General features: G+C 42.3%; 1 protein-coding gene. It reads right to left on the minus strand.

All coding sequences use genetic code 11. The features are described 5' to 3' along the window. Nucleotides 1-358: 358 nt before the first annotated feature. A partial coding sequence (locus tag FPQ13_RS13045; protein ID WP_425456877.1) for a coiled-coil domain-containing protein occupies nucleotides 359-931 on the minus strand: 573 nt, incomplete at its 5' end.

Below are 931 nucleotides of genomic sequence, written 5' to 3' on the forward strand. Positions count from 1 at the left end.
TTTCCTGTTTAGTATTATATTAGGAAATCAGTATTTTCTAGATTGGAAAATGAGAATTTCCAATATGGAAAATGCCCTATATTGTGTATCAAGTACTTAACTTATTCTATTTCTTCTATTCTTAATATACCCCCAAAACAGCACAAAATCAGTCACTTAAAAATCATCGGTCGGGGAGCGCCCAGCGGCAAGGGGCGGGACCACCCGTCCCGACGAGCGCCACACCATAAACTTTTTTTAGAATAAGCACACAACCGTTTTCCGAACCCTGCAAAATTTCTTCCGAATCCGAACGACGTAACACTCCATTGAGAGAGGCTGCCGTTTGGTCGCTCCCCCTTTGGGGGCGGGGGGGGGGTTACATACCCATACCGAAACCTCTGCTTCTGGTGATTTGCTTGAGTAGGTCTTTCCCCTCTTCCATAGCTTTTGATATGTTTGGGAAATGATGCCTTAAAGCCTCCAGTTGTTCGGAATTGAACAAGTCTTTCATCTTACCAAGTTCTTTTTTCAATTCCTTGGTTTCGGTCTTTAGTTCTTGGTTCTCCGTCCTTAATCGGTTACTGGTTGTCCTTGCGTTGTCCATTTGTTGTCTATAATACTCCTTGTCATTCTCGGCTTTGAATGCCTTTGTGCCGTTTTGCTCTTTTTCAAGTATAGCCTTTCCCAGTCTATCGGATAGCTGTTCATTTTCCCCCTCTAAAGCCTTTACTTTGGCTTTTAAGGCATCCTTTTCCCTATCGTTGACTGTTTTTCCAATCAAGCCGTAAAACTTCTCTGAAGCCTTAGAAATGAGTTTTTGGACGTTCTTCTTTGTTTCAATGGAACGTAGTTCTTTCTGAAGCTGAAGAAGCTGGTTTTGTACGTCCTTGTGTTTGTCTAATGCACTGGATATATCGTTTGATAGTTCCTGAAGCTGTTCTTTCGCACA

The sequence above is a fragment of the Allobacillus salarius genome (assembly GCF_007559425.1).
GTDB classification, from domain to species: domain Bacteria; phylum Bacillota; class Bacilli; order Bacillales; family Alkalibacillaceae; genus Allobacillus; species Allobacillus salarius.